The organism is Trichococcus sp. ES5 (assembly GCF_900067165.1).
In the GTDB taxonomy this organism is placed as follows: domain Bacteria; phylum Bacillota; class Bacilli; order Lactobacillales; family Aerococcaceae; genus Trichococcus; species Trichococcus flocculiformis.
The window spans coordinates 1-3139 of the sequence record NZ_FJND01000048.1 but is presented as its reverse complement, the minus strand read 5'-3'; the positions used below and the strand labels follow the sequence as shown (position 1 = coordinate 3139).

Here is a 3139-nt window from a genome sequence, read left to right as displayed (position 1 = left end):
ACGGAATTCGACCTATCAGATCAGACTTCTCTGAGCAAACGGCAGCTTACCCAGCTCCAAGAGCTTACTTGGCTTGAGCAGCAGTATAATCTCATCTTTTTGGGTCCGAGCGGTGTGGGGAAAACGCACTTGTCCATTGCCTTAGGCATGGAGGCCATCCAGAAGGGGTTTCAGGTAACATTCGTGACAATGGGAGAACTACTCTCCCTTCTGAAAACTGAAGAATTCACGCGGAAATCGCAGGTCCAGCTCAATCGGATCCGAGCATCTGATTTAGTGATTATTGATGATTTGATGTACATGGCAATGGAACAAAGGGAAGCTACCCTGTTTTTTCATTTGATCAATCATCTATATGAACGGAGTTCAATCATCTTGACCTCAAATAAGAGCCCCGACCAATGGGGAGAATTATTGGGCGATGAGGGAGTCGCAATGGCTATCCTAGACCGTATTCTGCATCGAGCGGAGGTCGTTCACATGAATGAAGCTAGCTACCGAATGAAACATCGTCAGAGCATGTTTGTGAGCGAAAGTGTTCAAAATTAATTGGCGTTAACTGTTCAATTCTACTTGACGCTGACAACGGGCTCATAACTGATAATAACGAAGAGGATTTATATAAAGGAATAAAGAGAGTTCTTTCGGATAATGACACTTATAAACTATATAAGAAAAGAGCTAAAGAAAGAGGAGAAGACTTTAAAATGGAATTGAGATTAAATGAATATGAAAAAATTTTAGGAGAATAGTACAAATGCAACCCAAGATTAGCATCATAGTTCCAATATTCAATGCTGACCAGCATTTAGAAGAATGTATACAATCAGTCCTCAATCAAACTTTTTCCAATTTTGAGCTTATTCTCGTGAATGATGGTTCTGAAGATTTAAGTGGAGAAATATGTAATAATTATAAGGATAAAGATTTTAGGATTAAAGTGATACATCAAGCGAATGAAGGAGTATCATCTGCGAGGAATAAAGGATTAGAAATAGCAGAAGCAGAATATGTGGCATTTGTAGATAGTGATGACTGGATAGAGCTTACTATGATTGAAGAACTATATAAGAGTATGACGGAGACAACTGATCTTGCTATATGTGGCTTGCAGAAAGTTGATAAAAAGAATAATGTCATTTATAGAACTTCATTCAAGAATCTTACTAAGATTAATTGCTCTTTTTGGGAAGAGGAAGATTTTTATGTATTGCTACATTCGTATTCGCTGTTTCAACCAGTGTGTAAATTATACAAATTAAAAACAATAAGAGATGAAAATATTTCATTCAATGCCAACCTTAATTTTGGCGAAGACTTTATGTTTAACATAAATTATTTGAATTATTGTGAAAATATTAAAATAACAGATAAGGTTCTATATAACTATAGAAGTCTAGGCCAAGGGCTATCTAGTACATTCAATCTTACAAAGGCTTTTAGCTTCTCCTGTACTAAAGACTCTCTATTAAAATTTGCTGTTTCTAACGGTGTGTTTATAGGGAAATCGAAAGAATTCATTATAAATAATACATTACAAGATTTTAGCAGTTGTATTAATCAAATGTTTAATAGTAATATGGGCAGAGAAGAAAAGTTAGATGGAATTCGTATTATGAAGAAATCTCGTTCGATTGAATCTTTTAAATCCAGTAAAGAATATAGAGATAAATATAGAAGTCTCTTTTTCTTAATTGAAAAAGACAAATATTTTATGTGGTATTTATACAGCAAAATCAAAAGAAACATCAGTATAATGAGCATTATCAAGAAGAAATTAATGTCAATTAATATAGGGAAGTTTTAGGAGAAAATATATGAACATTAATCAAAGAAAAGTCGGAGTCATATTATCATATATAACGTTAGGCTTAAACGCTTTAATAGGGATGATATACGTTCCACTTATGATAAAGTATTTAGGACAGCAAGAGTATGGATTATATCAACTAATGGGATCTCTTATTTCATACTTCGCTATAATGGACTTCGGACTTTCTTCTACAGTCGTCAGATTTTACTCAAAATATGATGCAGAAAAAGATAAAAAAGGTAAAGAAAATGTACTAGGAATTGCACGAAGAATATACTATGTAATAACTATTATTATGCTTTTTTTGGGGATGATATTCTCTATTAAATTAGATGTTTTATTTGGGAGTTCTTTAAGTATACATGAATTACAAGAAGCTAAAAAAATATTCATAATGTTACTTGTAAACATAGCAATAACATTACTGTCAAATATTTATACATCAATTATAACTGCTAATGAGAATTTTATTTTTCTCAAGTTACTATCTATTTTTCAGATTACTATACAACCAGCAGCGATAATAGCTGTACTTTTATTTACACCTAGAGCATTCCTGATAGTAGTCGTACAGACACTTTTTAATCTACTTGCAGCGCTAATTAAATACTTTTACTGTCGTTTTGGTATAGACGACAAAATCAAATACCATTACTATGATAAAAATCTAATAAAAGGTATGCTCAGTTTTTCCATGAGCATTTTTATTGTAAGTATTGTAGATCAAGTTTTTTGGAAAAGTAACCAGATAATTTTAGGGATTACAGCGGGAACAGCTATAGTAGCTGTATACTCTATAGCTGCTCAGATATATATGAATTACATGCCTTTATCTACGGTTATTCAAAGTGTGTTCTTACCGAGTATTACACGTATTGCCGCTCAAAAAGGAAATGATAGAATACTCTCTCCTGAATTATTCATAGGTTTTCAGAAAACACCTTGAAATGTTGTTCTATCAACGTATTCTTTATTTCACGTTCACACCCAAAAGGTGTGAAAAAAGAACCCCAATCTGTTATGGTTAATGTACTACCAACAACCAAAGAAAGGGGTTCTCTCAATGGCAACTTTACACGAAAATACGCTAAACTTCAACAAAAAAATGACGGTTACAAATACTGGAGGTAATCTCTCCACGGATGCTGGTCTTGTTTTAGTTAAAGAATTCCTTTATTCAATCGGATTCGAACAGTTGATGGAGAAAGAGCTTCATTTTCAAGACTCCCGTCTTTTACCTACACATTCAAATGAAACCATCCTTGAACAACTGATTTTCCAATTAATTGCAGGCTATGATACCGATGCATCTGCCAACATCTTACG

Annotated in this window: 4 protein-coding genes; all 4 read left to right on the top strand. The window is 33.5% G+C overall.

Features of this window, described 5'->3' with window-relative positions:
• Positions 1–549, top strand: a 549-nt coding sequence (istB, locus tag TES5_RS14785) for an IS21-like element helper ATPase IstB (protein ID WP_068562715.1), incomplete at its 5' end; no start/stop codon positions are given.
• Positions 550–757: 208 nt separating this feature from the next.
• On the top strand, positions 758–1807 hold the full coding sequence (locus TES5_RS14780; RefSeq protein ID WP_068562714.1) for a glycosyltransferase: 1050 nt from the start codon (positions 758–760) through the stop codon (positions 1805–1807).
• A gap of 10 nt (positions 1808–1817) precedes the next feature.
• Positions 1818–2759 (top strand): oligosaccharide flippase family protein, encoded by a 942-nt coding sequence (locus tag TES5_RS14775; protein WP_068562713.1) that lies wholly within the window; start codon positions 1818–1820, stop codon positions 2757–2759.
• Between the two features lie 117 nt (positions 2760–2876).
• Positions 2877–3139 (top strand): transposase (locus tag TES5_RS14770; protein WP_232309275.1); only part of this gene is annotated, 263 nt, incomplete at its 3' end.

Bases quoted from the DNA above. Each gene is read 5' to 3' on its own strand.
- TES5_RS14780 (WP_068562714.1), top strand. From the start codon at position 758: ATGCAACCCAAGATTAGCATCATAGTTCCAATATTCAATGCTGACCAG.
- TES5_RS14775 (WP_068562713.1), top strand. From the start codon at position 1,818: ATGAACATTAATCAAAGAAAAGTCGGAGTCATATTATCATATATAACG.